Genomic DNA, 25,064 nt, shown 5'->3' on the forward strand with positions numbered 1-25,064 from the left:
GAGGAAGGTGCCGTGACGACTCTCGACGCGCCGCTGATGAAGGTGGTGGGCCCGAAGGCGGCCAAGAAGCTGGCCGCGCTCGACCTGCACACCGCCGGCGACCTGCTCCGCCACTATCCGCGCCGCTACGCCCAGCGAGGCGAGCTCACGGACCTGGTCGGCCTGGCCGAGGGCGAATACGTCACGGTCATGGCGGAGGTCGAGAAGGTCCAGGGCCGGAAGATCACCAGACGGCCGGGCTACCTCCTCGAGGTGGTCGTGACGGACGGCCGGGGGCGCCTGACGCTCACCTTCTTCGGCACCGGCGCGCGCGTCCCCGAGCGGGAGCTGCCGCCCGGCACGCGCGGCCTGTTCGCCGGGAAGGTGTCCTTCTACCGGTCCGGCAACGGGATCAAACGGCAGTTGGTCCATCCGGAGTACAAGGCGGTCGACTCGCGGGAGGGCGCGGACGCGGCGCGGGAGTTCGCCGAGGAGCTGATCCCCGTCTACCCAGCCACCAAGGGCCTGACGTCGTGGCAGATCGGCGACTGCGTCCGGATGGCCCTCGACACCGTCGACGTGGGCCCCGACTCCCTGCCGGAGACCGTACGCCAGCGGCACCGGCTCCTCGGGCTCGCCGAGGCGTACCAGGGCATCCACCGGCCCGCGGACATGGCCGAGGCCGGCCGGGCGCGCAAGCGGCTGAAGTGGGACGAGGCGTTCGTCCTGCAGACCGCCCTCGCCCGGCGCCGGCGGGACGCCGCCGCGCTGCGGGCGACACCGCGGCCGCCGTCGAAGGACGGGCTGCTCGCCGAGTTCGACGGGCGGCTGCCGTTCGAGCTGACGGCGGGCCAGCGGGACGTGGGCGAGGAGATCGCCGCGGACCTTGCGCGCGAGCATCCCATGCACCGCCTGCTGCAGGGCGACGTCGGCGCCGGCAAGACGATCGTCGGCCTGCGCGCGATGCTGCAGGTCGTCGACGCGGGCGGGCAGGCCGCGCTGCTCGCGCCGACCGAGGTCCTGGCGCAGCAGCACCACCGGTCGATCGTGACCATGCTCGGACCGCTCGCCGAGGCGGGCCGGCTCGGCGGCGCCGAGCACGGCACCCGGGTCGCCCTGCTGACCGGCTCGCAGGGCGCCAAGGCGCGGCGCGCGGGCCTGCTCGACGCCGCCTCGGGCACGGCCGGCATCGTCGTCGGCACCCACGCGCTGCTGCAGGAGCACGTCCAGTTCGCCGACCTGGGCCTCGTCGTGATCGACGAGCAGCACCGGTTCGGCGTCGAGCAGCGCGACGCGCTGCGGGAGAAGGCGACCGGCGGCCGCCCGCACGTCCTCGTCATGACCGCCACCCCGATCCCGCGCACCGTCGCCATGACCGTGTACGGCGATCTGGACACCTCGTCGCTCACCCAGCTGCCCGCCGGCCGGTCCCCGATCGCGACCCACGTCGTCCCCTCGGCCAACCGGGCGTACTGGAACCGCGCCTGGGAGCGCATCCGGGAGGAGGTCGCCCAGGGCCGGCAGGCGTACGTCGTCTGTCCCCGCATCGGCGAGGCGGAGGGCGAGGAGAGCGACCTGACCGCCGGGGACCCGGAGACGGAGGGACGCCGGCCGCCCCTCGCCGTGCTCGACGTCGCCCCGAAGCTCTCCGAGGGCCCGCTGCACGACCTGCGGATCGGGGTGCTGCACGGCCGCCTGCACCCGGACGACAAGGACGCCGTCATGCGGCGGTTCGCCGCCGGGGAGGTCGACGTCCTCGTCGCCACGACGGTCATCGAGGTCGGCGTGGACGTGCCCAACGCCACCGTCATGGTGATCCTCGACGCCGACCGGTTCGGGGTCTCCCAGCTGCACCAGTTGCGCGGCCGGGTCGGCCGGGGCCGGTACGCCGGGCTGTGCCTGCTCGTCACGGACGCCGACGAGGATTCCAAGGCCCGGGAGCGTCTCGACGCGGTCGCCTCCACCCTCGACGGGTTCGAGCTGTCCCGCCTCGACCTCGAGCAGCGTCGCGAGGGCGACGTCCTGGGCGAGACGCAGTCCGGCCGGCGGTCCAGCCTCCGGCTGCTGACCCTGCTGCGGGACGAGGAGATCATCAAGGCGGCGCGCGCGGAGGCCGGGGCGCTCGTCGAGCAGGATCCGGAGCTGACGGAGCATCCGGCGCTCGCCGCGGAGCTGGCGGCCCTGATCGACGAGGAACGCGCCGAGTACCTCGAGAAGACCTGAGCCGCAGGTCGCCACCGGCGGGCGGCCCGCACACCGCCCGCTCGCGTGGCGAGGATCGCGAAGATCCTCCGGACCTGATTTCCATACCATCTCGATTGACAAAATAGGGAAGCGGGTTCAGGCTGGATACGTGCACCGGAGAGCTCCGCTGATCGTGCGGCTCCACGTCGACCTGCGCCGACAGGCCAGCGCCCTGTGTCGCCGGGGCTGAGTCCTCGTCCCCGGGGCCGCGCCCGTCGCGGCCGCGCCAAGCGTGGAGAGGCCGTGTCCTCTGACACGTCCCCGCGCCCATCAGACGACTCTCCGGAGGAACACATGACCGTCATCGACCTGCCCGTGCCGTCGCCGACGCGATGGGCGGAGGAACAGGCCGGCAACAGGCTCGCCCGTGCCCTCGGCGACCGGGACGCCCGCGTCCGCCGAGCCGCGGCCGGCGCCCTCATCGACGAGCGGGAGGTGCTGGTCGGCGAGGAGGGCGTGCGCGCGCTCGTCCAGGCCGCCGACACCGGCGCCGACTCCTACGTACGCGCGGTGGCGGGGGAGCTGGTGCGCGCCATGCGGGCCGCCGCCTGGGACATCTACGCCCTGGCCCTGCGCCGCTACGACCCCGGCCGCGCCGAGACGATCCGCGGGCTGGCCCTGCTCAGGGCCGCCGCCGACCTCGGCGAGATCGCCCTGACCGACCCGTCCTGGCGCATCCGGGAGAGCGCGGTGGCCGCCCTCGCGGCGCTGGGCCCGCGCGCCGCGATCGGCCCGCTGACCAGCGTGCTCGACGACGAGGTCGTCGCCGTCCGCCTGGCGGCCGTACGGGCGCTGGCCCGCTGGGCGTCCGACCGGCACTACGCCCGGTCGGCGCTGACGGCCGCACTGGCGGACCCGGACCCGGGCATCCGTGCCGAGGCCCGCTGGGCCCTGGCCACCCCGACCTCCCGTCCCTGACGAGGCGGTCCGCTGGTCCGCGAAAGGCTCGGCGAAGCACGCCCGGAACCGGGAGGGACCGGACTCGGCGCCGCCCTGCGGGCCGGTTCGCCGAGCCTCGCATCCGGCCCGCGCGCCTCGATGTCGATCACGGTCTTCCGACGCGCCGGGAAGGTCGTGGCCGCGATTCTCCGTCTGTGGTTACGCTCCCGCAGTGGAGCAGAAGCGCGACTTTCCGGTCCCCGTCGCCGCCGCACCCGCCTACCTGATCGCCACCCTGGCCGCCGTCTCGGGCGTCGGCGCGCTTCTCGTGCTCGCCCTCGTGGGATACCTGCTGCTCGCCATGCGAGGGCTGTCGGAACAGGCTGCGGCCGGACCCGTGTTCGTGATCTTCCCGGCCCTCGGACTGGGCCTGCTGGCCTCCGCCGTCGGAATGGCGTTCCTCGCCCGCTCGGAGTTCCGGCTGCTGCGCACCCCGCCCGTCTTCACGACCGAGGGCGTCCGGCTGCGGGTGTTCGCGCGGCGCGGTTACGACGTGTTCGTCCCCTGGGAGCGGGTCTCGCGGCTGCGGGTCGCGGAGAAGGGCGCCCGGCCGTACCTCCTGGTGGACGTCGCCGACGCCGATGATCTGACGCGCGGGGACCCGGGCCGGGCCGAGCGGCTGCGCCGGACCGCCGAACGCTTCGAAGGCGCGGCGGTCGTGTACGGGTTGCGCGGCGCCCTCATCCGCGCCCCGGACCTGGGCGCGGTCGTCGACCGCCTCAGCGACGGAACCGTCGCCCTCGACTACTGACGGAGCCGCCGCGGGCGGCGCCCACGACACGGGCGGACCGCGAGGCGCCGGACCAGGGATGCCGCGCCGGTACATGGGGAGACGGCGAAGGCGCCTCCCCACTGGGAGACGCCTTCATGACCGCGCTCAGGCGCTCAGCCGGGCTTTCGGGCGGGCTCCGATGACGGCCGCCGCCCCGGTCACCACGGCGATCGCGCCGAGGAACGCCATGGCCCCGATCGGGCCGCCCGTGTACGGAAGGGGCGGAAGGGCGGATCGGATCGTCATCAGCTCACCCTTGCCTTTCGGCAGGCCCAACGCGGGAGGTACCGCCGGTGGCCTTGCCACTGGGGGCGTGGAGCCCGGCGGCGGCGAGCCGGGTGGGTTCGGCGAGGTGGGCGGGTTCGGCGGGGCAGGGGTGGTCGGCGGGGGCTGAGGCGCCGGGTTGGGAGCCTGGCACCCCGCGCACAGCCCCAGCGAGGCCTTGAGGTGAGCGCCGCCCAGGGAGGCCCCCAGACCGGCTCTGACCGCGGCCCTGCCGGGTCTCGTGCCCGCGCGGGGCGTACCCGGCAGGCGCACCCGTACGCGCAGGTCCACACCCGTGGCCTTCCGCACGGTGCGGGATGTCTGTGTCGTCGTCTTGGTCAGGGCGCCGCCGACGGTTCGGGAAACCGGACCGGTCAGGCCACCGGTGAGATCGAGGCCTCCGGTGTCGGCCTGGGCTACGCCGCTGAGGGCGGTGCCGCCCAGGATCGTCAGGCCGGCCGTCGTCGCCAGCCTCGTGCGAGTTCGCATAGGGAGATCTCTCCAGGTCGATGGGAGCGGGGGGCGAGACCTGGGACGGGGCGGCGCACGGGCCCGAGGTGACCCGCTGACGCCTTCGCAGGCCGACGGCACCTCGTGGTCTCCTCCCGATCGCGTGCGCCCGAAAGGCCGCGGACGCCGCCGTACGATCCGCGACTAGTTTGTCACGATCAGTACTCATCGCGGGAGCGGGCGGAGGTTTCGGCAGACTGGGGGAGTGACCCGACTCATCGCAGGAGCGGCCGGCGGCCGGCGCATCTCCGTCCCTTCCGGCCGCGACACCAGGCCGACCAGCGACCGGGCCCGAGAGGGGCTGTTCGCCACGGTCCACTCGCTGCTCGGCGACCTCACCGGGCTGCGGGTGACCGACCTGTTCGCCGGGTCCGGGGCGGTCGGGCTGGAGGCGCTGTCGCGCGGCGCGGCCCACGTCCTGCTCGTCGAGTCGGCGCCGCGCGCGGCCAAAGTGATCAAGGCGAACATCGCCGCCCTCGGCCTGCCCGGCGCCGAACTGAGGACCGACCGCGTCGAGCGCGTGCTCCGGAACCCGCCCGAGGAGCCGTACGACCTCGTCTTCGCGGACCCGCCGTACGCCGTGACCGGCGAGGTCGTCACCCGGATGCTGGAGGATCTGCGCGACAACGGCTGGCTGGCCCCGGACGCCCTGGTCGCGGTCGAACGCGCGACGCGCGACGAGCCGGTGCGCTGGCCGGCCGGGTACGAGGAGGGCAGGGCCCGTCGATACGGGGAAGGGACCCTTTGGTACGGTCACGCCGCAGGTCACTGACGGCTCCTCAGCGAAGGGTGCTCACCTCGTGCGCCGTGTTGTCTGTCCGGGCTCGTACGACCCCGTCACCAACGGCCACCTCGACATCATCAGCCGGGCGTCGCGGCTGTATGACGAGGTCGTCGTCGCGGTCCTGATCAACATCTCCAAGAAAAGCCTCTTCACCGTCGACGAACGCGCCGAGATGATCGCCGAGGTGACGAAGCAGTACGGCAACGTGGTCGTCGAGAAGTTCCACGGGCTCACCGTCGACTTCTGCCGTGAGCGCGACATCCCCGTCATCGTGCGCGGCCTGCGGGCGGTCAGCGACTTCGACTACGAGTTGCAGATCGCTCAGATGAACCACCAGCTCGCGGGCGTCGAGACGATGTTCATGGCCACCAACCCGCTGTACTCCTTCCTGTCCTCCAGCCTGGTCAAGGAGGTCGCGCAGTACGGCGGGGACGTGTCCGGGCTGGTGCCCGAGCCGGTCCAGCAACGCCTCATCCGGCGGTTCTCCCAGTCCTGAGCGCCTCCCCGACCACGCCGGAGCGCGGTTCGGGTGTTCCCGGAACGCCCGGCCCGCCGGGTTCTGAGGGGCCTCCGAGTTGGGAGAACGCCCGCAGGTTGGTAACCTTGCCAATCGACCTTGTACGACGGCGGTGATGCGCCATGCCTCACGGAAGCAGGAAACACCTGACCCGCATCGATCCCCGAGCCCCGTTCGTGATCGACACGACCACGTTGGGCCGCAGACCGGGATCGATGCGCGAGGACTCCAAAACCGTGCCGGCTCCGGCGGATCTCGGCGTCGAGATGGTCGGTGTCCCCGAGGGCGCCGACATCGAGCTGGACTTCCGGCTCGAGGCGGTGATGGAGGGCGTGCTCATCTCGGGCACGGCACGGGCACCTCTCACGGGAGAGTGCGCGCGCTGCCTGGAGCCGGTCACCTCGTCGATCGAGGTGGACTTCCAGGAGCTCTACGTCTACTCCGACACTCGCTCCGGCGAGAGCGCGGAGGAGGACGAGCGCCGTCTCGAGGGAGATCTCATCGATCTCGAGCCGGTGGTCCGGGACGCGATGGTGCTCGCACTGCCGCTGTCCCCGCTGTGCCAGGACGACTGTCCCGGCCTGTGCTCGGAGTGCGGGGTGCGGCTGGCCGACGCCGAGCCGGACCACCACCATGAGGCCGTCGACCCCCGGTGGGCGGCATTGCAGGGCATGTTGGATCAACGACAAGAAGACCAGGAGGGCTGACGTGGCCGTTCCCAAGCGTAAGAAGTCGCGCAGCAACACGCGGCACCGTCGCTCGCAGTGGAAGACCCAGGCGCCGACGCTCGTGCGCTGCCCGCAGTGCCGCGACGAGAAGCTGCCGCACACCGCGTGCCCGACCTGCGGCACCTACAACCGCCGACAGGTCGTCGACGTGGCCTGAGCGACGTTCTCCGGGGGCGGCCTGCGCCGCCCCCGATCGTCTCGCGATGAAGACTCGCCCGAGGCCGTGGCGGACGCCGGAGACACCCGGCGTGCGCCTCGCCCTCGCGGAACCTTCCTCGGAGGAAGAACCGTGAGTTACCCGCCCGCCGTGGCCCTGGGGGCCGCATGAGATCCGACAACTCGGCGGCCGACCGGCGTCCCCTCGAGGAGGCCCTCGGAGTCAGCCCCGACCCGGCCCTCCTCGAACGCGCCCTCACCCACCGCTCCTACGCCTACGAGAACGGCGGCCTGCCGACCAACGAGCGGCTGGAGTTCCTGGGCGACTCGGTGCTCGGCTTGATCGTCACCGACACGCTGTTCCGCAACCACCCCGACCTGCCCGAGGGCCAGCTGGCCAAGCTGCGGGCCGCGGTGGTCAACATGCGGGCGCTCGCCGGGGTGGCGCGCTCGCTCGGCCTGGGCGCCTACATCCGCCTCGGCCGCGGCGAGGAGGGCACCGGGGGACGCGACAAGTCCTCGATCCTGGCCGACACGCTCGAGGCGCTGATCGGAGCCGTCTACCTCGACCTGGGCCTGAAGGCCGCGGACGATCTGGTCCACCGGCTGTTCGACGCGCTCATCACCCGCTCGGCAAGCCTGGGCGCGGGGCTGGACTGGAAGACGTCCCTGCAGGAGCTGACCGCCACGGAGGAGCTCGGCGTGCCCGAGTACCACGTGGAGGAGAGCGGCCCGGACCATCAGAAGACGTTCCGCGCCGTGGTCATCGTCGGCGGGACGGAGTACGGCCGCGGCGAGGGGCGCAGCAAGAAGGAGGCCGAGCAGCAGGCGGCCGAGACCGCGTGGCGGGCGATCCGCGAGAGCTCCGGGGGAGACCCGCAGCAGTGACCCGCGCCTCCGCCGGCACATCCGGTCGGCGGGGCCGGCGCCGCAGGCCCGTTGACGCTGATGGAGGAGGTCTTCCGTGCCCGAACTACCGGAGGTCGAGGTCGTCCGGCGGGGCGTCGAGCGCTGGGTCGTCGGCCGTACGGTCCGGACGGCCGAGGTGCTGCACCCCAGGTCGGCGCGCCGCCACACCGAGGGCCCGGCGGACCTGGCCGCTCGGATGACCGGGCGGACCGTCGCCGGAGCGCGGCGACGCGGGAAGTACCTCTGGCTGCCGGTCGGTGACGACGAGGCGCTGCTGGCCCATCTCGGCATGAGCGGGCAGTTGCTCGTCGATGATCCGGACCGGCCGCCGGAGAAACACCTGCGCGCCCGGTTCACCTTCACCGACGGGGGACCCGACCTGCGGTTCGTCGACCAGCGCACCTTCGGCCACCTGATGCTCACCGGCACCGAGGACGGCGTCCCCGAACCGATCACGCACATCGCCCCGGACCCGCTGGAGGACGCCTTCGACGAGGACGCGTTCTACCGGGCGCTGCGGCGCCGGCGTACGGGCATCAAGCGGGCGCTGCTCGACCAGTCCCTGATCAGCGGCGTCGGGAACATCTACGCCGACGAGGCGCTGTGGCGGGCGCGGCTGCACTGGGCGCGGCCGACCGAGACGCTGACGCGGACCGAGGTGTCGAGCCTGGTGACGGGCGTCCGCGAGGTCATGGCCGCCGCGCTGAAGGCGGGCGGCACCTCCTTCGACAGCCTGTACGTCAACGTGAACGGCGAGAGCGGCTACTTCGAGCGGTCGCTCAACGTCTACGGCCGGCGCGACGAGCCGTGCGCGAGGTGCGGCAGCCCCATCCGGCGCGACGCCTTCATGAACCGCTCCTCCTTCACCTGCCCCACCTGCCAGCCCCGGCCCCGGAGGGCGCACTACTGACCCCTGGTCCCGGCGCGGCCTACGATCGGGGGATGGACGAGCACGTACGGCTGACGGCCTGGGCGCGCGGGCGGGTGCAGGGTGTCGGCTTCCGGTGGTGGGTGCGTTCCCGTGCTCTGGAGCTGGGGCTGAGCGGTTCGGCGAGCAACCTGGTGGACGGCCGCGTCGAGGTGATCGCCGAAGGGCCGCGGAAGGCGTGCGAGGAACTCCTGGACCTCCTCCGAAGCGGCACGACGCCGGGACGGGTGACCGGCGTATCCGAGCGTTGGACGGAGCCGCGAGGCGGGCTTCACGGCTTCGTCGAACGGTGATCGGTCTGAGAGGTCTGCTAAACTTGTACGGACAGGTTGTTACGGGTCTGTGACATCTGTCTTGACCGGCTCTCCGGCCGGTGCGACCCTAGTTGTTACGCGCACCTCAGGAAGCTTTCCGTGCGCGACCATTCCTGCTGGTCACTCAGCGTGGAGGACCCTTAATCATGGCGAAGGCTCTACTCGGCCACGTCGGCGGTCCCGACCCCCGCATGGTTGCGGAGATGCGGCGCCTGCAGCAACGTGTCCGTGACCTGGAGGCCGAGCTCGTACGGCTCCAGTCCGAAAACGACGCGCTTGCCGCTGTTGCTGACAACGAAGTCATGGCGCTCGCTACCAAGGACCGCGAACCGGCACTGACCTGAGGTCAGCGCCGGCGCGTAAAAGGGACGTCGATCCGACGTCCCTTTTTGTTGGCCGCAAAGCGCGCGTTTCCGAGGTTTGAGAATTCCCGTCGCGGTCGCTTCTGGTCCGAGCCGTACCGGGCCCGGAGCGGGAATCGCCGGGAGAGGCGGCACGCACGGCGTCCGACCATGGCACATTGGTGGAAGTCGGATACCCGATCTCGAAGGGGTCCGGCCGGTATCGTGCTGAGATGGCCGGGGCGTCGGTGGCGTGCGGCGCGGGACGATCCACCCGTCCGCAGTCGCAGAAAGGATCGGTGGGCGCTTGTACTTGAAGAGCCTCACGTTGCGGGGTTTCAAGTCCTTCGCGTCCTCGACCACGCTGCGCCTCGAACCCGGTATCACCTGCGTCGTCGGGCCCAACGGCTCCGGCAAGTCGAACGTCGTCGACGCGCTCGCCTGGGTGATGGGAGAGCAGGGCGCCAAGTCGCTGCGCGGCGGGAAGATGGAGGACGTGATCTTCGCGGGCACGTCCTCGCGCCCGCCGCTCGGCCGCGCCGAGGTCGTCCTGACGATCGACAACTCCGACGGCGCGCTGCCCATCGACTACTCCGAGGTCACGATCAGCCGGCTGATGTTCCGGTCGGGGCAGAGCGAGTACTCCATCAACGGCGATCCCTGCCGGCTGCTGGACGTCCAGGAGCTGCTGTCCGACTCCGGTATCGGCCGCGAGATGCACGTCATCATCGGGCAGGGCCAGCTCGACCGGGTCCTGCACTCCGGCCCCGAGGGGCGGCGGGCGGTGATCGAGGAGGCCGCGGGCGTCCTCAAGCACCGCAAGCGCAAGGAGAAGGCCCTGCGCAAACTCAACGCGATGCAGGCCAACCTGACCCGCGTGCAGGACCTCACGACCGAGCTGCGCCGGCAGCTCAAGCCGCTGGGCCGGCAGGCCGAGATCGCCCGCCGGGCGGCGGTCATCCAGTCCGAGCTGCGCGACGCGCGGCTGCGGCTCCTCGCCGACGACCTGGTCACCCTCTCGGCCAAACTGGAGCAGGAGGCGGCCGACGAGGCGACGATCCGCGAGCGCCGCGCGGCCGTCGAGCAGGCACTGGCGCAGGCCCAGGAGCGGGAGGCAGCCCTGGAGGCCGAGGCCGCCGAGCAGGCGCCGATCCTCGCCCGCGTCCAGGACACCTGGTACCAGCTGTCGTCGCTGCGCGAGCGCCTGCGCGGCGTCGGCGAGCTCGCCGCCGAGCGCCACCGCAACGCCGTGGAGGCTCAGGCGGAGGCACGCCGGGGCCGCGACCCGGAGGACATGGAGCGCGAGGCGGCGGAGATCCGGGCGCAGGAGGAGATCCTCGGCGCCCGGCTCGAGGCGGCGCAGGACCTCCTCGCCGAGGCCGTCGACCAGCGCGCCGTCGCCGAGGCCGCGCTCAAGCAGGAGGAGTACCGCCTGCAGGACGCCGCCCGCGCGGCCGCCGACCGCCGCGAGGGACTGGCCCGGCTGCGTGGCCGGGTCGAGGCGCTGGGCAGCAAGGTCCAGGCCACCGAGGCGGAGATCGGCCGGCTCGCCGAGGCCCTCACCGACGCGCGGGAGCGCGCGGCGGTGGCCCAGGCCGAGTACGAGTCGCAGGACACCGAGGCCGCCGAGGACCCGGAGCTGGCCGCCGAGCACGAGCGCGCCCAGGAGGTCCTCGAGCAGGCGAAGGAGGCCGTCGAGCACGCCCGGGAGGCCGTGGAGGAGCCTCGGCGGCTCGTGAAGGAGGCGCGCGACCGCGTGGCCGCGGCGCGCGGTGCCGACCAGGCGGCGCAGAAGGAGGGCACCGCGCTACAGGCGCGCGTGGAGGCCCTGGACCAGACGATGGGCAGCGCGGCGGACGGCGGAGAGATCCTGCTGGCCGCGGACCTCGACGGTGTGCTCGGCACGATGGCGTCCCTGCTGTCGGTGGAGCCGGGCGCCGAGATCGCGGTGGCGGCGGCGCTGGGCGCGGCCGCCGAGGCCGTCGCCGTCGCCTCGCTCGACACCGCCGAGGCGGCACTGACCCTGCTGCGCGCCGAGGACGCCGGGCAGGCCGGGGTCGTGGTCGGCGCCGGACCCGACGGGCAGCATGAGCACCCCGCCCTTCCGGACGGCGCCCGCCACGCCGCCGACCTCGTGACGGCCCCGGATCGGTTGCGGGCGGCGATCCGTCACCTGCTGACCGGCGTCGTGGTCGTCGAGGACCTGCCCGCCGCGGCCGCGCTCGTACGGGCCAGGCCCGAGCTGCGCGCGGTGACCCGGGACGGGGACCTGCTCGGCGCGCACTGGGCGCTCGGCGGTGGCGGCAAGCGGCAGAGCCTGCTGCAGATGCGCTCCGCCCGCGACGAGGCCGCCGAGCGGCTCGCCGCCGCGGAGGCCAGGGCCGAGGGCACCGCGGTCGCCCTCGAGGAGGCCGTCGCGGCCGAGCAGCGGGCCCAGTCCGTGCTGGAGGCGGCCCAGGCGGCCGTGGGCGAGGCGCAGAGCGGGGTGAACCGCGCGCAGGGCGGCCTGGACAAGGTGCGCGCCCGGATGCGGGAGGCGGCGGCCGAGGCCGCCCAGGAGGCCAAGCACGTGGCCCGGCTCCAGGCCGCCGCCCAGGCCGCCCGGCAGGAGGCCGAGCGCCTGGCCCGGTCCCTGACCACGGCCGAGGAGGCGCGCGACCGCGACCTCGCGGCCGCGGCGGAGCTGCGGGAGCGTCTGGAGGTCGCCGAGGCGGAGCCGCTCGACGACGACGAGGAGGACACCACCCGCCGCGACGAGCTGAACGACCGGTGCCAGGAGCTGCGGTCCGCCGAGATGGAGGCGCGGCTGAACGTCCGCACCGCCGAGGAGCGCGTCTCGGCCATCGCGGGCCGGGCCGACGAGCTGGAGCGGGCCGCCGACCGCGAGCGCCAGGAGCGCGCCCGCGCCGCCGAGCGCCGCCGCCGTCTCGCCCGTGACGCCCGGGTGGCGCAGGCCGTCGGCGCCGGCGTCCAGCGGGCGCTCGCCGGCATCGAGGTCTCGATCGCCGCGGCCGTGGCCGAGCGGGAGACCCACGAGCAGGCGCGCGCCGCCCGCGAGGAGGAGCTGAAGGCGGTCCGGACCCGCGTGCGCGAGCTCACCGGCGAGCACGAGAAGCTCGTCAACGTCGCGCACGGCAGCGAGGTCGCCCGGGCCGAGCAGCGGCTGCGACTCCAGCAGTTCGAGGAGCGGGCGATGGAGGAGTACGGGCTGGAGGTGGACGTGCTCGTCGCCGAGTACGGCCCCGAGCAGCCGGTGCCCCCCGCCCCGGACGCGCCGGAGGACGCCGCGCCCGAGCCGTACGACCGGGCCAAGCAGGAGAAGCGCGCGAAGCAGGCCGAGCGCCAGCTCACCCAGCTCGGCAAGGTCAACCCGCTGGCCCTTGAGGAGTTCGCGGCGCTGGAGGAGCGGCACGCGTTCCTGACCTCACAGCTGGAGGACCTCAAGAAGACCCGCCGGGACCTGCTCACCGTCGTCAAGGAGGTCGACGACCGGGTCCAGCAGGTGTTCGCGTCGGCGTACGAGGACGTCGCGCGGGAGTTCGAGGGCGTCTTCTCCCGGCTGTTCCCGGGCGGGGAGGGGCGGCTGTCGCTGACCGACCCGGAGGACCTGCTCACCACCGGGGTCGAGGTGGAGGCGCGTCCGCCGGGCAAGAAGGTCAAGCGCCTGTCGCTGCTGTCCGGCGGGGAGCGCTCGCTCGTGGCGATCGCGTTCCTCGCTTCGATCTTCAAGGCGCGGCCGTCGCCGTTCTACGTGCTCGACGAGGTCGAGGCCGCGCTGGACGACACCAACACCCAGCGGCTGCTCGGCATCTTCGAGGAGCTGCGCGAGTCGTCTCAGCTGATCGTGATCACTCACCAGAAGCGCACGATGGAGGGAGCGGACGCCCTGTACGGCGTCAGCATGCGCGGCGACGGTGTGACCCAGGTGGTGAGCCAGCGCCTCCGGGAGCCGGAACCGGCCTGACGGCCTGACCGGTGGCCCGAAGCGCCTGACCGACGCCTCCGGGCGCCTTGACCGGACGGCCCGATGTGCCTTCACCGATGGCTCCGAACGCCTCCAGCGACGGCTTCGGGGAGGGCCTGCACCGACGGCTCGGGGGGCCTTGACCGGGTCGCCGGAGGTCTTGACCGGCGACCCGAGCGGCCTTGACCGCCCTGACCAGGGCATCCTCCGCTTTTCTCGGCGCAAGGGGGGCAAGGCAATCAATGCGTATGTTTTGTACCATCTTGTCCCAAGTTGCGCTTGGTTTCGCTAGAGTCACGGCGGTCCCTCACCGCGCATCAGTAACTCTAGGGAGAGTCAACGTGGACCCTCAGCGTCTCAAAGACAACTTCGCCCAGGTCGGCGGCCACGGCATGGACGTGGCCGAGTACTTCTACGCGGACCTGTTCGAGCGCAACCCGCACTACCGGTCCCTGTTCCCGGCGTCGATGCGGCGTCAGCAGGAGGTCCTGCTGGGCGCGCTCTCCCAGATCGTGTCGTTGGTCGACGACCCGGAGCGGCTCGTCCCGTACCTGGAGGACCTCGGCCGCGCGCACGCCGGGTTCGGCATCAACCCCGAGCACTACCCCGAGGTCGGCACCAGCCTCGTCGCGACGTTGAAGTACTTCACCGGCGACGACTGGACCGCCGAGCTGGAGAAGGACTGGGCCGAGGCGTACGGCGTGGTCTCCGACGTGATGATCAAGGCCGCCGGCCAGAAGTAAGCAGAACGCCGCGGCGGCGGTAGACCCGCCCCGGCCTCAGGAGAATGTGTGGATGCTCAACGACTGAAGGAAAACTTCGCCCAGGTGGCGCAGCACGGTGACGCCGTGGCGCTCTTCTTCTATTCCGACCTCTTCCTGCGGAACCCGCAACTGCGGAACATGTTCCCGGTCGGCATGAGCCACCAGCGCGATCGGCTGCTGGCCGCCCTGGGACGCATCGTCTCCCAGGTCGACAATCTGCACGACCTGGTTCCGTTCGTGCAGCAGCTCGGCCGGGATCACCGCAAGTTCGGAGTGGAGGCGCTGCACTACCCCGAGGTCGGGGCGAGCCTCGTGACCACCCTTCGCTACTTCTCCGGACGCGCGTGGACGGAGGAACTCGCACGGGACTGGACGGACGCCTACAACCTGGTCGCGAAGGTCATGCTCGACGCGGCCCAGGAGGACGCCGCAACGCACCCGTCCTGGTGGAACGCCCAGGTCGTCGCGCACGAACGCCGGCGCTTCGACCTGGCGGTGATGCGGGTCCTTCCCGACCGGCCGTTCGCGTACCAGCCCGGGCAGGCGGTCTCCCTCGAGGTCCCGGCGCGGTTGCGGATGTGGCGCTACTACTCGCCGGCCAACGCGCCCCGGCCCGACAACACGCTGGACTTGCACGTGCAGTTGATCGACGGCGGTCCGGTCAGTCCGGTCCTCGTCCGGTCGCTCAACGTGGGCGACTGGATCAAGCTCGGCCCCCCGGTCGGCACGATGACCCTCGACGAGCGGCCGGGGCGCGACGTGCTGCTCATCGGTGGCAGCACGGGCCTGGCACCGCTGAAGGCGATCCTCGAGCAGATCGCCGCGCGGCCCAACCCGCCGCGCGTCCACCTCTTCTTCGGCGCGCGGTACATCGACGGGCTGTACGACCTGGAGGATCTGCAGAAGCGGTCGGCCGGGGCACCGTGGCTCACCGTGATCCCGGTGGTCTCCGACCACGATCCCGGCCCGGCGGCCGAGCACGGCACGCTCGCCGATGTCATCGGACGGTTCGGACAATGGCAGAACCACGACGCCTACGTCTGCGGCTCGCCAGGAATGACCGACGCGACAGTCGGTCGGCTCCTGCAGTTCGGGTTGAGCCAGGACCGTATCCGAATCGACAAATACGCGGACGCTTAAGAGGAGACCAATGACCTCCCCCGATACCCATGCCGCCCAGCGCCTCACCCCGGCTGAGCTGCAGGCGGTCAACTTCCAGCGCGCTCCGCTCGGCCGCCGCGGGTTCGACGAAGACCAGGTGAGAGCGTTCCTGGGCCAGGTCGAGCAGGAGCTCGTCCATGTCCTCAACGAGAAGGCAGCCCTGGAGAACGAGGTCACCCGCCTGCGTGACCGCATCGCCGGCGGCGGGCCCGAGGCCGCCGCGGTGCAGCCGGAGGACGCTCATCTCCAGGCCGTGCGGATCCTGTCGAACGCGCAGCAGACCGCGGACCAGTACGTCGCGGACGCGCAGCGCTACAGCCGAGAGGTCGCCGAGGAGGCACGGCGTGGCCGCGACGAGATCCTCGCCGACGCGCAGTCCCGTGCCACCCTCGTCCTGGAGGAGGCGCACCGGCAGGCGTCGCACGCCGCCGAGCAGGTCGCCCCGTCGACCGAGCCGATGTCCGGTGACGAGCGCCGCGACCTCGAACGCGAGATCGCCTACCTCCGGACCTTCAGCGACGTCTACCGCACGCACCTGCGCACCTACCTGGAGTCGCTGCTGCGCAACGTCGAGGAGTGGGAGAAGTCCGAACGCGCCTCCGTATCCGGTACCCCCGGGGTGCCTCCCCGGATGCCCTGACGGCGGAGCCTCCCGCCACGCCGTACCGAAGGCTCGGAGAATGTTTCCGCCGCTGATGGGAACGTCGGCGGATGCCCCGGTTCGCCAGGGCCGCTCGGAGAGGTTCTCCGAGCCTTCCGCTCGGTCGCACGGGAGGACGACGCGACCGGACGGACGATGACCGTAGGAACGCGAAGGGCAGCCCGCACCTTCTGCGAGACTGGGACACGCTATGGAATACGTCATTCTCGCCATCGCCATCGTCGTGCTCGCCGTCGCGACGGGTGTGTTCTTCCTGGTCCGGGGTGCGCGCCGTGCCGTGCCGCCGCCGCGGGCACCGGAAGCGCCCAAGGCACCGGAGGCACCGCGTGGCGGCACGGCCGTCATCGAGGAAGAAGAGGTCGTCGCGCCGCCCACGCGGGCGCCGACCCCCGAGGCGCCGCCCGCGCCCCCCGCGCTCGAGATCCCGCCACCGTCCGCCGGCCGCCTCATCCGCCTGCGGGCACGGCTCTCCCGTTCCCAGAACGCCCTGGGCAAGACCCTTCTCACCCTGCTCTCCCGCGACACGCTCGACGACGACGCGTGGGACGAGATCGAGGACACCCTCGTGCAGGCCGACGTCGGCGTCGCGCCCTCCAGGCAGATCGTCGACGACCTGCGCACCAAGGTGAAGGTCTACGGCACCCGCAGCCCCGGCGAGGTGCGGGGGCTGCTGAAGGACGAGCTCCTCGCCCAGATCGGCAAGGACTGGGACCGCTCCCTGCGCACCGAGCCGCACGGCGCCCAGCCCGCGATCATCCTGGTCGTCGGCGTCAACGGCACCGGCAAGACCACCACCTGCGGCAAGCTCGCCCGAGTCCTGATCGGAGACGGACGGACCGTCCTGCTCGGTGCGGCCGACACGTTCCGCGCCGCCGCCGCCGATCAGCTGGAGACCTGGGGGTCGCGGGTCGGCGCCGAGGTCGTACGCCGCGAGGAGGGCACGGATCCGGCGAGCGTCGCGTTCGAAGCCGTCAAGAAGGGCATTGAGGACACCGTCGACACCGTCATCGTCGACACCGCGGGCCGCCTGCACACCAAGACCGGGCTGATGGACGAACTCGGCAAGGTCAAGCGCGTCGTCGAGAAGCAGGCCCAGGTGGACGAGGTGATCCTCGTTCTGGACGCGACGACCGGGCAGAACGGCCTGCGCCAGGCACGGGTCTTCGCCGAGGTCGTCAACGTCACCGGCATCGCGCTGACCAAGCTCGACGGCACCGCCAAGGGCGGCATCGTCATCGCGGTCCAGCGTGAGCTGGGCGTTCCGGTCAAGCTCGTCGGCCTCGGCGAGGGCCCCGACGACCTCGCGCCGTTCGATCCCGAAGGCTTCGTCGACGCCATCCTGGGCGACTGACCGGTCAGCCTTCGTGGAGGGCGTCCGCGACGGCGGTGGCCAGGTCCAACTGGGCACCGCCGCGGAACTCTCTCGTGAAGGTCCGCGACCCCAGCGCCTCCCTGGCGCGCGTCTCGCACTGCTGGTGCGAGCGGACGTGGTACGGCAGCTGCGTCGGCGAGAACCCGAGCTCGTGCCAGACCCGGTCCGCCGCGCCGAGCAGGCGGGCCGCGCGCTCCTGGGTGCCACCGGCGCCCGCGGTCCACGCCAGCACCTCCAGGAGCTGGGCGAGCCCCCAACGATCCTCGATGACGGACCAGGGCTCGGCCACCTGCAGCATCATCGTCTCCGCCCGCCGCCAGTCGCCCTGCTTCCACGCCGCGATCCCGATGGCGAACAACGCGTACGCGCGGAACAGCGGCGCGTCCCGGGCGTCGCACAGGGCCATGAGCTCCTCGCCGAGCGCCGCGCCGAGATCCGGGTCCTTGACGACGCAGAACATCGACGCGAGGTAGAGATTGATGCCGACGGCGTTGAGGTCTCCGGCGTCCCAGTGGCGGTTCCGGGCCTGTTCCATCAGCGCGAGCCCGCGCCGGTCGTCCCCGGCCGACAGCGCGGCGACACCGGAGACCATGGTGGCGAAGGCCGCGGCCGTGGCGTCCCCCGTCTCCTCGGCGAGCGCCTGGCATTCCTCGATCCGGGTGACCGCCGTGGACGGATCACGCTGGTGCAGCGCGAGCAGGGAATCGGCCCACAGGGCGGTGAGCCGGGCGCGGCCGGGGGTGGAGACGAGCCGCAGTCCTCGCTCCAGCCAGTGCCGCCCCTCGGTGAGGGCCCCGGCGAGCAGCCAGAACCCCCACAGCGTCGAGGCGACCTCCAACCCGGCCGGTGCCGAGGCCGGCCGGGCGTAACACGCGTCCATCGCGGCACGGATGTTCGGCAGCTCGACCTGCAGCGTCTGGAATGAGTCGAGCTGGTCGGAGGTCATCCGGTCGATCCGCAACCGTCCGACCAGCGACCTGTAGTGGGCGCAATAGCGCCTGCGCAACCGCTCCTCCTCGGCAGGGGCCAGACTCTCGCGGCCGTACGCGCGGATGCTGTCCAGCATGCGGTACCGCAGGTCGGTCGGGAGACGCTCGACGGTCAGGACCGACTTGTCCACCAGCCCGGCGATCAGGTCGAAGATCTCCTCGCGGTCGATCTCCCCGCCGGCGCAGACCTCTTCGGCGGTGTCGAGGTCCACTCCGCCGGGGAAGGTCGCCAGGCGCGCCCACAGATGGCCCTCGGCGGGGGAGCACATACTGCGGCTCCAGTCCATCGTGGCGCGAAGTGTCTGGTGGCGCGGCGGAGCGGCCCTGTCGCCGCCGGTCAGAACGGTGAAGCGGTCGTCGAGGTCGCTCAGGAGCCGGTCGAGCGGGGTACTCCTCAGGCGCGCGGCGGCGAGCTCGATCGCCAGCGGGATCCCGTCGAGGCGCTGGGAGATGCGGGCGACGGTGGCGGCGTTGGCGGCGGTGACGCCGAAGCCGGGGCGTACGGCGGTGGCCCGGTCGGTGAAGAGCCGTACCGCCTCGCACCGGGCGATCTCGCGGGTCGGCGCGTGCTGGTCGGCGACCGGCAGGGAGGAGATCGGCAGTACCTGTTCGCCGAGCACGCCGAGCCGGTGACGGCTGGTAGCCATGATCCGTAGGCGGGGGGTGGTCCGCAGCAGCCGGTCCACGAGGGCCGCGCAGGATTCGAGGAGGTGCTCGCAGCCGTCCAGCAAGAGCAGCATCCGCTTGTCGGCGAGGCCGGCGAGGAGGAGTGGCATCGCCTCCCGGTCCGTCTCCCGGATCCCCGCGGCGGCGGCCACGGTGGGAACGAGCAGCCTGCCCTCCTCGAGCGAAGCGAGTTCCACGATCAGCACTCCGTCGGGGAACCAGCCCCGCAGCACCCTGGCGGCATGGAACGCGAGCCGTGTCTTGCCGACGCCGCCGGCGCCGGTGAGCGTGAGCAGGCGCGTCCGTCGCAGGAGCCGTCTCACCTCGGACATCTCGCGTCTGCGGCCGACGAAGCTCGAACCGTCGGGATACCGGCGATCTTCGGCGAGTATGTCCTGAGCAGGCATGTCTTCTCGCGGTATGGAGATCGGTGATCAAAAGGATCATCGATGGCCGGCGCTGCGGGCTCGTTGATCGCTCGGTGCGGGCCCTGGGCCGGATCATCGGTGGCCTGGGCGGCCCCGGAATCGGGATCAGGGGCTTCTCGTGGAGTTCCGCGCCCCGCGCTGCGGACGGTGCGTGGACGTCGAAGCCGAGTTTACGCAGGACGTGCTCCGCACCGCCGAGCGACCCCATCGGCAGCTGGACGGAGCCGCACCCAGGGGGCGCCTTGCGACCAGTGTGGCGGGGAGCGTGTAATGGAAGCTGTTTCCGATACCGAATGAGGGACGGTCGTCTCATCGCACCGTTCCGACCGGACAGAGGGTGGTGGGGCTCCGAGCTCGCGGGTCCGACACGTGGACGTCTCCAGCGCTCCTTCGACGGACCGGCCTGGCCCCGGGCGGGTTACCAGCGCACTGTGGAGCGCGGCTCCTTATCCCGTGGTGATGGCCGATGCCGATGGCCGGGTGGTCGAGCTCAACGAGGCCGCCGTCCGGCTGTTCCCGCGAGCGATGCCCGGGGCCGGCTTCGCCGCGACGATGCCCGGATGGCTGGCGGAGGCGCACCGCATCGCGAGCGGGTCCGGCATCGAGGGCGAACCGGTGTGGGGCCGAGTGGGGGAGCGCAGCTTCGAGGCGTACCCGACCCGCTCGCCGGACGGGAACGTGGTCTGGTGGCTGGTCGAGGACACCGACCGGCGGCAGGCCGAGGTCACACTGTGCGCGGAGCGAGGGCGCACGGCGCTCCTGGCGGATGAGTCGAACGCCCTGCTGTCGACGCTGAACGTCGACCGGTGCATGGAGGTCGCGGTACGGCTGGCGGCCGAGCAGTTGGCCGACGCCGCCGTGCTCATGCGGCCCGCTGTGGGACAACGGCTGCCGGCGGCCTTCGCCGTCCGCGGCGGCGCGGTCTACCGCGGCACCGTGCAGGCCGACCCCGCCGAGGTGCCCGGATTGAACGAGGCGCTGCAGGGCTTCCCACCGATCCCGTCCTGCTGGCTCGCCCCCGGCCAGTTGCCGCCGTGGGCCGTTCCGGAGGGCTTTGGCGAGCCGGTCGGCGCGGTCGTGGTCACCTCCCTGCCCGGACACGGCATCCCGGAGGGCGCGCTCATCCTGCTGCGCCGTCGCGACCGGTCCGGATTCAGCCGGAACGAGGAGATCTTCGCCCGGCTGTTCGCGGCGCGGGCCGGCGCGGCGCTGTCGGCGGCCCGCGCGTTCGCCGCGCAGGCGGGGATCACCCAGATCCTCATGCGCGAGTCGCGGCCGCCGCAGTTGCATCGCGTGCACGGTGTGGACTTCGCCGGCGGGTACCGCGCGTCGGTGCGCGGTGAACTGGTCGGCGGTGACTTCTACGACGTCCATCCCGGGGAGGATGAGGGCGAGGAGTCCCTCGTCGTGCTGGGCGACGTGTGCGGCAAGGGTTTGGAGGCGGCGGTCGCCACCGGCCAGATCCGCGCCACGCTGCGGGCCCTGCTGCCCATGGCCGACGATCACCTGCGGATGCTGTCCCTGCTCAACGGGGGACTGCTGAGCATGCGATCGGATCGGTTCGTCACCTTGGCGCTCGCGTCGGCGGTGCGGGCCGGGGATCGGGTGCGGCTGCGGCTGACCGCGGCCGGGCATCCGCCGCCGTTGATCGTCCGTTCTGGTGGTGCGGTCGAGGAGGCCGCCACCCGGGGCTGCCTGATCGGGGCCGTCCCCGACATCCACGCGTCCACCGCCCGGGTCGAGTTGGCGCCGGGCGAGACGTGTGTGCTCTATACCGACGGCATCACCGAGGCCCGTGGCGGGCCGCTCGGTGACGCCATGTTCGGTGATGAGCGGTTGAAGGACGCGCTGTCCGGCTGCGCGGGGATGCCCGCCGAAGCCGTCGTCGAACGCGTGCTGATGCTCGCGGCGCAGTGGGCCGGGAGCCGCGGCCACGACGACATGGCCGTCGTGGCGATCACCGCCCCCACAGACAGGATCCCCCGAAGCGGCGGAGCGCCGCCCATCCAGTGAGGAGATCCGACGATGACAACCGCAATTCCCGGCCGTTCGGACACCGAGTTCCTTTCCGCCCGGCTGTGGGACGCCGTGCACGAAGGAGACGAGTACGCGGCGACCGACGTGGTGCTGTCGGCGGTGGACGCCGGGCTGGACGCGGAGTCGGCGCTGCTCGACGTGATCGCGCCCGTGCAGGCGAGGGTCGGCGCGGAGTGGGCCGCGAACCGGATCAGCGTGGCCGAGGAGCACACCGCGACGGCCATCAACGACCGTGTCGTCGCCGCTCTGGCCCACGACGCGTCCGTGCCGCGGCCGCGGCGGGGGGAGGGAAGGGTCGCGGTGGCGTGCGTCGACGGCGAGTGGCACGCGCTGCCCGCCCGCCTGCTGGCCGAGACCCTGCGACTGCGGGGCTGGCACGTCGACTTCCTCGGCGCGCACGTACCGGTCACGCATCTGATCGAACACCTGCACCGTACGGGATCCGATGATCTGGCCCTGTCTGCGTCCATTTCCGCCCGCCTGCCCGCCGCGCACGCCACGATCACCGCCTGCCAGGCCGCCGGTGTCCCGGTCATGGCCGGCGGCGCGGCCTTCGGCCCCGACGGTGGCTACGCCGACCGGCTGGGCGCCGATGCCTGGGCGCCCGACGCCCGCACCGCGGCCGGCCGTCTCGAGGAGATCCTCGCCCGGCCGTACGTCCCGCCGCCGGTGCACGAGCCGGTGGACGACCTGCCGCACCTGGCCGACCAGGAGTACACCCTGGTCACCCGCAGCGCGCCCCGCCTCGTCGCGGCGGTCCTGGCCGCGCTGGAGGAACGCTTCCCGGCCATGGCGACCTACAGCGAACGGCAGCGCCAGTACATCGCCGAGGGCGTCGCATACAGCACCGAGTTCCTCGGCGCCGCGCTCTACCTGGACGACTCCCCGCTGTTCACCCGCTTCGTCATCTGGGCCGGCGACATCCTCACCGCACGCGGCGTCCCGGCCTACTCGGTCGCCCTGGCCCTGGACCTGCTGGCCGAACAGCTCAAGGACTTCCCGCGCGCCGTCGCCCTGCTCCGGGACGGCGACGCCGCACTGCAGATCGTCGGCTCCGACCGGCCGTGAACGCGGGCGGGCCGATCGCCCGGCGCGGGCCCGAGCCCGATCATCGATGGCCCGAGCGGCCTCCGGGATCGGGATCAGAGGCTTCCTCGCTGAGCTCCGCGACCCACGCGGCGATCTGCGCGCGCGAGCTGAAGCCGAGTTTTCGCAGGATACGCTCCACATGCCCTTCCGCGGTCCGCTGAGCGACCACGAGCGCGGCGGCGATCTCCTTGTTGCTCATCCCCTTGGCGATGAGCCGGGCGACCTCCGTCTCCCGGTGGGTCAGCGGTGACAGGCTCCGCTGGTCCGGCGTCACCGGTGTGACCTGGACCTCGCCCTCCCGGAGGGCGTACGCCGTCGTCTCGGCGGAAGAGAATCCGCACCCCTCCTCGAAGAGCGCGTCGAATCGAGGGCCGCCGAGGCGGTCCCGGATCGCCCTCTCGCACTGCTCGCGATACCTCGTGAGGTACACGTACGGGGGGCCGCCCACCTCGCGCCAGATCTCCCGAAGCGCCCCGACCAGGCGGGCCGCACGCTCGGGATCGCCCTCGTCGGCGGCGATCCAGGCCAGCACCTCCACGCACAACGCCATGCCGATGCGGTCGTCGAAGGGCTGCTTCAGCCGGATGGCCTGCTGTTCCAGCTCCGTCGCGCGCTTCAGATCGCCCTCCCGCCAGACCTCGATGCCGAGGACGGACAGCGTGTAGGAGCGGAACCAGCGGTCCTGCCTGGGCTCGCAGAGCCGCAGGCACTCGTCGAACAGCGCGACGGCCTCATCGGAACGGCCGAGCAGGGAGTACGCCGTGGCGACGTACATCAGCGTGTTGGCGACGCCCCTGTCGTGGCCCAGCCCGCGGTGGCGCGCCAGCGCGTCCTCCAGGAGCGCCCCGGCTCGTGTCAGGTCGCGCCTGATCAGCGCGGCGAGACCCGCGACGTACTGGCACTGCGCGAGGACCAGCGGCTCGTCACGGCCCAGCGTCCGGGCCTCCTCGAGGATCGGCTCGGCGGCCGCGAAGTCGCTCTGGAGGACGGCCAGCCGGGCGTGCACGCACAGGGCGGCGGCGCGGGCGGCCGGCGAGCCGGAGTCCGCGACGAGCAGCTTCTCGAACCAGCGCCGGCCCTCATGGAGGAGATCGGCCGCGATCCAGTAGAACAGCAGGCCCGACGCGGTGTCGAGGCCGGTGTCGATCTCCTCGGGCGTCGAGAGGCAGTAGTCGAGGGCGGCACGGATGTTGCCGTGCTCCAGCCGCAGCCGGTGGAACCACGACACCTGGTCGGGGCCGAACCACTCGCGGTCCGCCCGGGCCACCAGGTCGCGGTAGTAGTCGCGGTGGCGCCGCTGGACGCGGGCCTCGCCGTCGGAGGCGATGAGGCGCTCGCGGCCGTACTGGCGGATGGTCTCCAGGAGGCGGTAGCGAACGGTCTCGGCGTGTTCCTCACGGACCAGTACTGATTTGTCGACGAGTCCGATGACGAGGTCGAGGACGTCTTCGCGGGCGATGCCGTCGCCGGCGCAGACGGATTCGGCGGCTTCGAGGTCCAGGCCGCCGGAGAAGACCGAGACGCGTTCCCACAGGAGGCGTTCGGGCTCGGTGCACAGGCCGTAGCTCCAGTCGATCAGCGCGCGCAGGGTCTGGTGGCGGGGCAGGACGGCGCGTGACCCGGAGGTGAGCAGCCGGAACCGGTCGTCCAGGCGGGCCAGCAACTGCTGCACCGAGAGCACCCGCAGCCGTACCGCCGCCAACTCGATGCCCAGCGGCAGGCCGTCCAGCCGGCGGCAGATCCGTACGACGGTCTCCCGGTTGTCCTCCGTCAAGGCGAACCCGGGCACGACCGCCTCGGCGCGTTCGGCGAACAGCCGGACCGCGTCGCCGGCCGCGACACCGGAGTGGGAGCCGGCGACGGCGTGGCCCGTCACCGGCAGGCTGGGCACCGACAGGGTCTGCTCGCTGACGATGCCGAGGGCCTGGCGGCTGGTGGCCAGGATCCGCAGGCGGGGGCAGGCGCGCAGCAGCGCCTCGGCCAGCACCGCGCACTCGCCGACCAGGTGTTCGCAGTTGTCCAGGATGAGCAGTGCCTGGGCGTCCTCGAGGTGGTCGATCAGCACCTGCAGCGGCGGACGGACCGAACGGTCACAGATCCGCAGAGCCTCGCACACCGCCGGGACGAGCAGGTCGGGGCTGTTCAGGGCGGCCAGTTCGATCAGCCACACGCCGTCGGGGAAGGCCCGGTGGACCAGCGTGCCCACCCGGACGGCCAGCCGGGTCTTGCCGACCCCGCCGACCCCGGTCAGCGTGACGAGCCGGGAGACCGACAGGAGTCGTTTGACCTCGGCCACCTCGTGCCGACGTCCCACGAAACTCGTCACCTCGGCCGGGACTCCGTGGATCTGTCCGGGCCGTGTCGTGTCGGATGCCCCCGCCATAGTGTCGCCTCGGGACCGATCCGGCGCGACGCTCCGCCGCTCCGGCATCGCGGTCCAGGTCACAGCGTATGCGCGCATTACCGGGAAGTGACATCCGGGCGGGCTCCGGCGTCCGGCGGCACGGTGCCGCAGAGGCTAGTGGGACCGGTGCGACGAGATGGACGG

Annotated in this window: 21 protein-coding genes; 18 read left to right on the forward strand and 3 right to left on the reverse strand. The window is 72.3% G+C overall.

Going from position 1 to position 25,064, the window contains the following annotated elements; all coding sequences use genetic code 11:
* Window positions 1-12: 12 nt before the first annotated feature.
* The 3 genes from recG to ABD978_RS28385 all read left to right on the forward strand — a co-directional run bounded on the left by recG (window position 13) and on the right by ABD978_RS28385 (window position 3,913).
* Window positions 13-2,202, forward strand: a complete 2,190-nt coding sequence (gene recG / locus ABD978_RS28375; RefSeq protein ID WP_345361176.1) for an ATP-dependent DNA helicase RecG — start codon at window positions 13-15, stop codon at window positions 2,200-2,202.
* A gap of 315 nt (window positions 2,203-2,517) precedes the next feature.
* The gene (locus tag ABD978_RS28380; protein ID WP_345361178.1) at window positions 2,518-3,141 is read left to right on the forward strand and encodes a HEAT repeat domain-containing protein; all 624 of its coding nucleotides are present in this window, start codon (window positions 2,518-2,520) and stop codon (window positions 3,139-3,141) included.
* 193 nt (window positions 3,142-3,334) lie between these two features.
* On the forward strand, window positions 3,335-3,913 hold the full coding sequence (locus ABD978_RS28385) for a hypothetical protein (RefSeq protein ID WP_345361181.1): 579 nt from the start codon (window positions 3,335-3,337) through the stop codon (window positions 3,911-3,913).
* A 126-nt stretch (window positions 3,914-4,039) separates the two neighbouring features.
* Here ABD978_RS28385 and ABD978_RS28390 read toward each other — a convergent pair whose 3' ends face one another.
* Window positions 4,040-4,687, reverse strand: coding sequence for a hypothetical protein (locus tag ABD978_RS28390; RefSeq protein ID WP_345361184.1), 648 nt, complete (start codon window positions 4,685-4,687; stop codon window positions 4,040-4,042).
* Window positions 4,688-4,913: 226 nt separating this feature from the next.
* Between ABD978_RS28390 and rsmD the strand changes: the two genes are divergently transcribed.
* From rsmD to ftsY, 13 genes are all read left to right on the forward strand, one after another.
* Window positions 4,914-5,480: a 16S rRNA (guanine(966)-N(2))-methyltransferase RsmD gene (rsmD, locus tag ABD978_RS28395; protein ID WP_345361187.1), complete on the forward strand. Its 567-nt coding sequence runs from the start codon at window positions 4,914-4,916 to the stop codon at window positions 5,478-5,480.
* A 28-nt stretch (window positions 5,481-5,508) separates the two neighbouring features.
* Window positions 5,509-5,988 carry a pantetheine-phosphate adenylyltransferase gene (gene coaD / locus ABD978_RS28400; RefSeq protein WP_345361190.1) on the forward strand — a complete coding sequence of 160 codons (480 nt, stop codon included), beginning with the start codon at window positions 5,509-5,511 and terminating at the stop codon, window positions 5,986-5,988.
* Between the two features lie 143 nt (window positions 5,989-6,131).
* Window positions 6,132-6,716, forward strand: a complete 585-nt coding sequence (locus ABD978_RS28405; protein ID WP_345361192.1) for a YceD family protein — start codon at window positions 6,132-6,134, stop codon at window positions 6,714-6,716.
* Window position 6,717: 1 nt separating this feature from the next.
* Window positions 6,718-6,894, forward strand: a complete 177-nt coding sequence (gene rpmF / locus ABD978_RS28410) for a 50S ribosomal protein L32 (protein WP_252776286.1) — start codon at window positions 6,718-6,720, stop codon at window positions 6,892-6,894.
* 167 nt (window positions 6,895-7,061) lie between these two features.
* Window positions 7,062-7,781, forward strand: a complete 720-nt coding sequence (rnc, locus tag ABD978_RS28415; protein ID WP_345361196.1) for a ribonuclease III — start codon at window positions 7,062-7,064, stop codon at window positions 7,779-7,781.
* 76 nt (window positions 7,782-7,857) lie between these two features.
* On the forward strand, window positions 7,858-8,712 hold the full coding sequence (mutM, locus tag ABD978_RS28420) for a bifunctional DNA-formamidopyrimidine glycosylase/DNA-(apurinic or apyrimidinic site) lyase (protein ID WP_345361199.1): 855 nt from the start codon (window positions 7,858-7,860) through the stop codon (window positions 8,710-8,712).
* Between the two features lie 32 nt (window positions 8,713-8,744).
* Window positions 8,745-9,023 (forward strand): acylphosphatase, encoded by a 279-nt coding sequence (locus ABD978_RS28425; protein ID WP_345361201.1) that lies wholly within the window; start codon window positions 8,745-8,747, stop codon window positions 9,021-9,023.
* A 167-nt stretch (window positions 9,024-9,190) separates the two neighbouring features.
* Entirely contained in the window at window positions 9,191-9,388 is a 198-nt protein-coding gene (locus ABD978_RS28430; RefSeq protein ID WP_252776295.1) for a hypothetical protein, read from the forward strand.
* 304 nt (window positions 9,389-9,692) lie between these two features.
* Complete coding sequence (gene smc, locus ABD978_RS28435) at window positions 9,693-13,349, forward strand: chromosome segregation protein SMC (RefSeq protein WP_345361205.1); 3,657 nt, start codon at window positions 9,693-9,695, stop codon at window positions 13,347-13,349.
* A 341-nt stretch (window positions 13,350-13,690) separates the two neighbouring features.
* Window positions 13,691-14,092 (forward strand): globin domain-containing protein, encoded by a 402-nt coding sequence (locus ABD978_RS28440; RefSeq protein WP_345361208.1) that lies wholly within the window; start codon window positions 13,691-13,693, stop codon window positions 14,090-14,092.
* Between the two features lie 48 nt (window positions 14,093-14,140).
* On the forward strand, window positions 14,141-15,253 hold the full coding sequence (locus ABD978_RS28445; protein ID WP_345361210.1) for a globin domain-containing protein: 1,113 nt from the start codon (window positions 14,141-14,143) through the stop codon (window positions 15,251-15,253).
* 10 nt (window positions 15,254-15,263) lie between these two features.
* Window positions 15,264-15,914 carry a DivIVA domain-containing protein gene (locus ABD978_RS28450; RefSeq protein WP_345361213.1) on the forward strand — a complete coding sequence of 217 codons (651 nt, stop codon included), beginning with the start codon at window positions 15,264-15,266 and terminating at the stop codon, window positions 15,912-15,914.
* Window positions 15,915-16,125: 211 nt separating this feature from the next.
* A complete protein-coding gene (gene ftsY / locus ABD978_RS28455) occupies window positions 16,126-17,286 on the forward strand; it encodes a signal recognition particle-docking protein FtsY (RefSeq protein ID WP_345361216.1) in 1,161 nt (386 codons plus the stop codon).
* 4 nt (window positions 17,287-17,290) lie between these two features.
* Here ftsY and ABD978_RS28460 read toward each other — a convergent pair whose 3' ends face one another.
* Window positions 17,291-19,285 (reverse strand): ATP-binding protein, encoded by a 1,995-nt coding sequence (locus ABD978_RS28460; protein ID WP_345361219.1) that lies wholly within the window; start codon window positions 19,283-19,285, stop codon window positions 17,291-17,293.
* Window positions 19,286-19,849: 564 nt separating this feature from the next.
* On the opposite strand from ABD978_RS28460, the gene ABD978_RS28465 reads away from it, so the two are divergent.
* Window positions 19,850-21,403 (forward strand): SpoIIE family protein phosphatase, encoded by a 1,554-nt coding sequence (locus ABD978_RS28465; protein ID WP_345361222.1) that lies wholly within the window; start codon window positions 19,850-19,852, stop codon window positions 21,401-21,403.
* A 12-nt stretch (window positions 21,404-21,415) separates the two neighbouring features.
* Window positions 21,416-22,495 (forward strand): cobalamin B12-binding domain-containing protein, encoded by a 1,080-nt coding sequence (locus ABD978_RS28470; RefSeq protein ID WP_345361226.1) that lies wholly within the window; start codon window positions 21,416-21,418, stop codon window positions 22,493-22,495.
* Window positions 22,496-22,535: 40 nt separating this feature from the next.
* Here ABD978_RS28470 and ABD978_RS28475 read toward each other — a convergent pair whose 3' ends face one another.
* Window positions 22,536-24,830 carry an ATP-binding protein gene (locus tag ABD978_RS28475; RefSeq protein ID WP_345361229.1) on the reverse strand — a complete coding sequence of 765 codons (2,295 nt, stop codon included), beginning with the start codon at window positions 24,828-24,830 and terminating at the stop codon, window positions 22,536-22,538.
* Window positions 24,831-25,064: the final 234 nt, after the last annotated feature.

Source organism: Actinoallomurus liliacearum (assembly GCF_039542035.1).
Lineage (GTDB): Bacteria > Actinomycetota > Actinomycetes > Streptosporangiales > Streptosporangiaceae > Actinoallomurus > Actinoallomurus liliacearum.

Coding starts and splice junctions, on each gene's coding strand:
- ABD978_RS28380 (WP_345361178.1), top strand. CDS start 2,518: ATGACCGTCATCGACCTGCCCGTGCCGTCGCCGACGCGATGGGCGGAG.
- ABD978_RS28390 (WP_345361184.1), bottom strand. CDS start 4,687: ATGCGAACTCGCACGAGGCTGGCGACGACGGCCGGCCTGACGATCCTG.
- ABD978_RS28405 (WP_345361192.1), top strand. CDS start 6,132: ATGCCTCACGGAAGCAGGAAACACCTGACCCGCATCGATCCCCGAGCC.
- rnc (WP_345361196.1), top strand. CDS start 7,062: ATGAGATCCGACAACTCGGCGGCCGACCGGCGTCCCCTCGAGGAGGCC.
- ABD978_RS28425 (WP_345361201.1), top strand. CDS start 8,745: ATGGACGAGCACGTACGGCTGACGGCCTGGGCGCGCGGGCGGGTGCAG.
- ABD978_RS28430 (WP_252776295.1), top strand. CDS start 9,191: ATGGCGAAGGCTCTACTCGGCCACGTCGGCGGTCCCGACCCCCGCATG.
- ABD978_RS28450 (WP_345361213.1), top strand. CDS start 15,264: ATGACCTCCCCCGATACCCATGCCGCCCAGCGCCTCACCCCGGCTGAG.
- ftsY (WP_345361216.1), top strand. CDS start 16,126: ATGGAATACGTCATTCTCGCCATCGCCATCGTCGTGCTCGCCGTCGCG.
- ABD978_RS28465 (WP_345361222.1), top strand. CDS start 19,850: ATGGCCGATGCCGATGGCCGGGTGGTCGAGCTCAACGAGGCCGCCGTC.
- ABD978_RS28470 (WP_345361226.1), top strand. CDS start 21,416: ATGACAACCGCAATTCCCGGCCGTTCGGACACCGAGTTCCTTTCCGCC.